The sequence below is a fragment of the Heyndrickxia sp. FW510-T9 genome (assembly GCF_058781025.1).
The window spans coordinates 1-6070 of record NZ_JBYSWK010000095.1 but is presented as its reverse complement, the minus strand read 5'-3'; the positions used below and the strand labels follow the sequence as shown (position 1 = coordinate 6070).

Here is a 6070-nt window from a genome sequence, read left to right as displayed (position 1 = left end):
TATCACTGGTTACTCAATTAAGGAAAAAACTTCTAATGTAAAAAAAATCAAGTGAACCTCATTTAGATGCACCTGAGAGGTTTTGCGATGTTAAATACAAAGCAACTGTGGGGGCTGTCTCCTCATCCCTACAAATACTGTTGGAGTCTGCGTGCCCGTGAAAATTGTCCATTAAAACTAAATGATCAATCTCCACGTACTAAATCACAAAAAATTCACACACCCTCCAATAATTATTTCATACCCCACGAATTACTGTGTTAATTAGGATGCGAAAAACAATCGAAATTAGCCAAAACGTTGATAAATCAATAAAAAAACTCTGTGAATTATATTGTGAATTCAAGTGCGTTTTACTATGTGTTTTATAGTGTTTGCACCTCTTAAGTAAACCCGTTAGGAAATTAACCCGGTTGTTTTTTGTTACGACTTAAAGCTTTCAAAACTATTTTATAAAAAAAACTTGAATCTCACGTTACGTAATGTTTTATCATTCAAGTATAAAATTGGAAAATTAGCGCTAATAAGCAATTGCACGATTAGGACATTAAGGTATTATGATGAAATTGGTATATTAAAGCCCAGTAAAATTAGTGACGGTGGACATCGTTATTATGATCAGAGCAATAACAAAGCTGCAGCATATTTTGGCATTAAAAGATTTTGGCTTCCCTCTTGAAACTATCCAAGAGATCCTTGCCAATCAGGAATGGTCATTAAAAGACGCTTTATGTAAACGATTGGATCTACTAAAAAAAGAGCAAGAAAGATTGAATAAAGTGGAGAAGGATATTCATGGTCTTCTTCAATTAATGGAATTAGAAGGTACGACAAATTGGGAGGAAGTATTTAAGACTATTTCCATTTCCATGAATTCTGAAAGTCTAGAAGAACTTTGGAGGGACTATTTTTCAAAAAAAGAACAAAATGTACTTAAAAAGCTTCCTGTAATTGGAGACAACAATGAAATGGTGGATCTTATAGTAGAGCTCATCAGTGATGTTCGAAAAAATATACATGTAAGCCCAAAATCAGTAGAAGCTCAGGATTTGGCAAGACGCTGGATTGACTTAGTTGATTCTATGTTTAAAGGTAATTTCAACTTAGCAGGAAAAGTATGGAAGCTCAGTAATGAAGAAAATAAGAATATAGGATTCTACAAATTTGATAAAGAGATTGTTACTTTCATTGAGCAAGCAATCGCACACTTATATCAAAATAATGAATAAGGAGTGGCCATGAAAAAACAAGTCGTCTCATTTGACATATTATTTTATATCGTAGTTCCAATGCTTATTTGGAATTGTGGGAAAGAAATAATCGGTGATTATTTTGCGATGCTATTATCAACAGTTCCGGGGTTTATTTACACAATATATATTTTCTTTAAGGTGCGTCAATTTAATTTAACAGGATTATATGCGATTTGTTCCTTATTTATTAGCACCAGTGTTGATTTATTGTCTGGATCCGCTGAAAAAATGTTATGGAACCAAGTTTATACAGGATTGGTTTTTGCTATGATATTCCTACTTTCGGTTTTCATAAAAAAACCTTTAGCACTTTATTTTTCAGTTGATTTTGCTGCACTATCCGGACAACCGCGGAAAAACAGTCTCGCCTTATTTTCTGTAAAAGCGAACTTTGTGTTATTTCAATGGCTCACATTAGTGTTTTTCGTGCGCGGTCTTTTTCTTAGCTCGCTTAAAGCATGGCTGCTACATGCATATGGGGTAAATTCCTATAGTAGCATGCTTATATACACACAAATATCTAGCAGGATATTTGTAGGTTTCATCACATTAGGTTACATAATTATTAATAAGAAGATTAATAATTTCATAAAAACGAATGATTTTGATTTTCCGGTTAAGGTTGGTCAATGATTTTGAGCAAACTTGCTTACGGGATATTTGGGAATTTGGCACTAGTGTACTTATATAGTTTCTGATTACATGCTCTAATCACTATATCGAATAAGGTTCCCGCTCTATTGTTACCGCATTTTTGCATTCTCTTTTTTTTAAAACTCAATTCTATCACTATTGTTCCCACTTTCACCGTACCCTCTTCTTTTCAGGAACGATTCTATTACTATTGTTCCCACTTTCCATGCACTCTCTTCCTTTCGGGCACGATTCTTCTACTATTGTTACCGGGATTCCCTTTGTCTCTTCTATTCGGGAACGATTCTGTCTTTATCGTCTCTGTTTTCCCAACACAATCCGATTTTTTGCACGTTCCCTGACTCGCTTATAATTTCCTAGAGAAAAAAGCGATTGGGACCCAATCGCTTAATCAATTTACTTTTTCATACCAGTATAAACATGAATCGCATCTCGCAAAAATTCCGCCGCCCCCGGTTGCACTTTATCATAATATGCAGCAAACCTTTCATCACCCACATACATTTGAGCTAGACCAGCATGAGCTTCTTTACTATAGCTAGACCAGGTGTAGCTCAACCATTTACGATGTAATTCCGCGGTTTTCTGTGCTAATTCGCTTGCAGGATCTCCGGTTTCCATCGCTTCCTTTAACGTCACAAGAACTTCCACACCCAATTTTTCCAATTCTTTATATTGTTCTGCAGTCAAACCTTTGATTTTCTGGTTGGATTTATCTACTTGTTCATCTCCGTAGTTTGCTCTGATTTCCGCTCCATATTTCTTTTCATTGTCATCTATCAACTTTTGCTTAAATCCTTCAAATTTTTCTTTGTCAGACATGATCATTCTCCCTTCCGTTACTGCTATTGTTTTATCTACATTTGCAATTAATTCTTCCAGTTGCTCACGCTTTGCCAGAAGCTTTTCACGATGTTCCTTCAATGCATTGGTACGATCGAATGACGGATCTGTCATGATATTTTTGATATTCTCCAAGTTGACTCCTAATTCTCTATAGAAAAGAATCTGCTGGAGACGATCAACTTCCCCGGGACCATAGATTCGATATCCGGATGAATTAATTCTAGCCGGCTTAAGAATTCCAATTTCATCGTAATATCGTAGTGTTCTCGTGCTGACTCCCGCTATTTTCCCTAGTTTTTGCACTGTGTACTCCACGTGTTATCCCTCCTGACAACATCAATATACACCTTTACGTAACGTCAATGTAAATAGGTTTAATGAAAAAAGTTATTTAGATGAAAATCATTAGCTCATTAATATCGAAAATTCAAAATAGTATATAATTACCTTATCACAGGAATGATTGGGAGGAATCATATTGAAACGAGATGTTAATGAAAAAGAGCTGCATCATCAGTATAAGGATGAAATTTTTCAAATCTTGAAAAGTGAACCATATGCACAGTTTTTGGGGATTGAATTAGTCGAAATGGGCGAAGGTATGGCGATTGCAGAGCTTGATGTAGCGGATCATATGGTAAATGCTCACGGAACGGTGCATGGAGCGATTATTTTTGCCATTGCTGATTTTGTGTTTGCTGTTGCCTGTAATTCTTACGGAAAAACATCTGTGGGTCTTTCCACTACCGTTAATTTTATGGCACCAGGTAATAAAGGTTCTCGGTTAAAAGCAATTGCCATGGAAGAGAAAAGAAACCATCGAACTGCTTGGTATAACATTAAAGTAGAAAGTGACGGGGAGTTGATTGCTACGATGGAAGCATTAGCATATCGTAAAGACCATTATTTTGTTCCAGTTGACAAGGAAAGATAGTACTTTTGGAAGAAAAATCAATTGACTAGATGATAAAATTTGCCTATCATTATACTTTGTGTATGTAATACGTGGTTCGAAACCATCCCACGATAAAAAACTAAGGAGAGAATTTCATATGAAAGTAAAAACGCTTGTCGGGAACGGAATTGTTGCAGCCTTGTACATTGCCGTTTCATTTTTTATTCAACCACTTGCATTTGGAGCTATCCAATTTCGTTTTTCCGAAATGTTCAATCATTTAGTTGTATTTAATAAGAAATTTATTTATGGTGTTTTATTAGGTGTATTTCTTACAAATCTATTTTTTTCACCAACGCGTGCCTATGATCTTGTTTTCGGTTTTGGTCAATCCGTAATTTCATTATTGATTACCATTTTCGTATGCCGTTTTATAAAAAATGTTTGGACTCGGATGATTGTGAACACAATTGTATTTACTATTACGATGTTCTTGATTGCAATAGAGCTACATTTAGCCTTACACTGGCCATTTTTATATACATGGCTTACAACCGCAATTGGAGAATTTGCAGTAATGGCAATAGGTGCACCAATTATGTATATGTTAAACAAACGCATACACTTTGAAAAAAAGAGTTTAATATAAGTGGTGTCAGGCATCAAAGCAAAAATCGGTAGCAAAAAGCTACCGATTTTTTTTTACATATTTTGAGTAGCTGGTACCATGTCCATGCTTCTTTTTCTACCAAAAAGGAGTGTATAGACGATGAGTAATGCCACTAAACATATAATAGAAAAACCGTAGATAAAATGATAGTCAGTATAGGTAGCTAATATGCCGAGACCTGTTGAACCGACAGCCATTCCTAAGTCCATTGAGGAGAAGAACATAGCATTTGCAGTACTTTGCTTCTCTTTCGTCACAAGGCTGACAGCAATAGCTTGAAGGGCTGGTGTGACGGTTCCATACGCAATTCCATAGAAAAAGCCTGCTAGTAGGAGTGACCAAGAGCTATGTGTAACCGATAAAAGGAATAATCCGATAATCCCACAAATGGTTGCAGGATAAATGATTAGTTTATGGCCTAACGTATCAAACAAGCGGCCGGATAAAGGGCGAGCAACAATCATGATAATGGCCATCACTAAAAAGAATAATGATACGGATCCACTGATATTCTCCTCTTTACCAAGCTCTCTTAAGAAACTGATGACACCACTTAATGTAATCGTAAAAAAGGCCGTTAATATACAAGGAATAAATACGGTTTTATCAAAGGCATATTTTTTGAATGCACCTTTTTCTTTCTCCACTCTTTTTGATGCTGATGATTGCGGCTGCTTGATAAAAAAGCTGAAAACTAATGTAATAACCGCTAATAAAACAGAAATTATCAATAATAAATTAAAGGAATAATATTGCAAAACGGCTAGTCCCAACATCGGTCCCATACTTGTTCCAACACTTGTTGCTAAACCGTAATAGCCGATTCCTTCTCCAAGCTTCTTTTTTGGAATAATATTCGTTGCCATTGTGGCAAGAATAGTAGTCATAATCCCAAAACCAATCCCGTGAAAAATTCTAAGTAAAATTAAATAACCAATCGAATCCTGACCGTAACTAAGTCCAACGGTTATTGCTACAAAGGCAAATGAAAAAATACTCATCATTTTCACATTAACCTGATGCATTAAATATCCGATGAGAGGTCGTGTAATTATCGCTGCCAACATGAAGACAGTCGTCATTAATCCCCCTTGCGTCGGATTTTGTTTCACTTCAGTAATAAATGCCGGATATCCTGCTGTAAGCAATTGTAAACATAGAAAAAATAAAAAAGCCATCACGACAATGGCTACAAATTGTTTTGTCCACAACTTAGATGTTTTGTTCATTTCCATAATTCCTTCTTTCTAGTTGTTTTCTTTCTCTAGTAGCAAATCGATATTCCTTTCAAGTGTGAGTAATACTTCTTGATAAATAGCAAGTGATTTTTCATCAATGCCATTAACTATTTTTGTAAAAATGTCTTCTATAAATGGAGCTACTTCCATACAAAGATTGGTTCCTTTTTCTGTAATAGTAATCAAGAAGGAACGTCTGTCTGCTGGATTTGCAATTCTTTTCACAAATTGATGTTTTTCCAGCAAATCGAGAATTTTGGTGAGTGTTGCCTGATCCTTATCCGCTGAATCGGCTAATTCCTTCTGAGAAATATGGTCTGTCTCACTTAGTGTTCTCAATACACTCCACTGTTCCGTTGTGATGTTAAAAGGCTTTAAATATACATTCAAAATCCGACTCATTTTTTTACTAGTACGAACGGAAGCAGATCCAATTGATTTATCTCTTGAAATCACCATAGAAAGGTTCTCCTTTTAATATCATATTGATCATTATACACCAACATAATATATG

Annotated in this window: 8 protein-coding genes and 1 riboswitch; of the genes, 5 read left to right on the top strand and 3 right to left on the bottom strand. The window is 35.5% G+C overall.

Going from position 1 to position 6070, the window contains the following annotated elements; translation table 11 throughout:
• Positions 1-463 precede the first annotated feature (463 nt).
• From AC3WJF_RS22890 to AC3WJF_RS22880, 3 genes are read left to right on the top strand one after another with little or no spacing between them, the layout of a single operon-like run.
• The gene (locus tag AC3WJF_RS22890) at positions 464-679 is read left to right on the top strand and encodes a MerR family DNA-binding transcriptional regulator (RefSeq protein ID WP_492456383.1); all 216 of its coding nucleotides are present in this window, start codon (positions 464-466) and stop codon (positions 677-679) included.
• On the top strand, positions 615-1229 hold the full coding sequence (locus AC3WJF_RS22885) for a MerR family transcriptional regulator (protein ID WP_492456381.1): 615 nt from the start codon (positions 615-617) through the stop codon (positions 1227-1229). The genes AC3WJF_RS22890 and AC3WJF_RS22885 overlap by 65 nt, the downstream gene beginning before the upstream one ends.
• A 9-nt stretch (positions 1230-1238) precedes the next feature.
• Positions 1239-1886, top strand: coding sequence for a VC0807 family protein (locus AC3WJF_RS22880; RefSeq protein ID WP_492456379.1), 648 nt, complete (start codon positions 1239-1241; stop codon positions 1884-1886).
• Between the two features lie 417 nt (positions 1887-2303).
• Here the strand turns inward: AC3WJF_RS22880 and AC3WJF_RS22875 are convergent, their stop codons facing one another.
• Positions 2304-3068, bottom strand: coding sequence for a MerR family transcriptional regulator (locus AC3WJF_RS22875; protein WP_492456377.1), 765 nt, complete (start codon positions 3066-3068; stop codon positions 2304-2306).
• A 163-nt stretch (positions 3069-3231) separates the two neighbouring features.
• Here AC3WJF_RS22875 and AC3WJF_RS22870 point away from each other — a divergent pair, with 163 nt between their 5' ends.
• Both AC3WJF_RS22870 and AC3WJF_RS22865 read left to right on the top strand, forming a co-directional pair.
• Positions 3232-3687, top strand: a complete 456-nt coding sequence (locus AC3WJF_RS22870; protein WP_492456375.1) for a PaaI family thioesterase — start codon at positions 3232-3234, stop codon at positions 3685-3687.
• Positions 3688-3752: 65 nt separating this feature from the next.
• Positions 3753-3797: riboswitch (PreQ1 riboswitch) on the top strand.
• 8 nt (positions 3798-3805) lie between these two features.
• Complete coding sequence (locus tag AC3WJF_RS22865; protein ID WP_492456373.1) at positions 3806-4297, top strand: QueT transporter family protein; 492 nt, start codon at positions 3806-3808, stop codon at positions 4295-4297.
• A 53-nt stretch (positions 4298-4350) separates the two neighbouring features.
• On the opposite strand, the gene AC3WJF_RS22860 is transcribed toward AC3WJF_RS22865, so the two are convergent.
• Together AC3WJF_RS22860 and AC3WJF_RS22855 are read right to left on the bottom strand one after the other, a co-directional pair.
• Positions 4351-5547 carry an MFS transporter gene (locus AC3WJF_RS22860; RefSeq protein ID WP_492456371.1) on the bottom strand — a complete coding sequence of 399 codons (1197 nt, stop codon included), beginning with the start codon at positions 5545-5547 and terminating at the stop codon, positions 4351-4353.
• Positions 5548-5565: 18 nt separating this feature from the next.
• The gene (locus AC3WJF_RS22855; RefSeq protein WP_492456369.1) at positions 5566-6015 is read right to left on the bottom strand and encodes a MarR family winged helix-turn-helix transcriptional regulator; all 450 of its coding nucleotides are present in this window, start codon (positions 6013-6015) and stop codon (positions 5566-5568) included.
• Between the last annotated feature and the right edge of the window lie 55 nt (positions 6016-6070).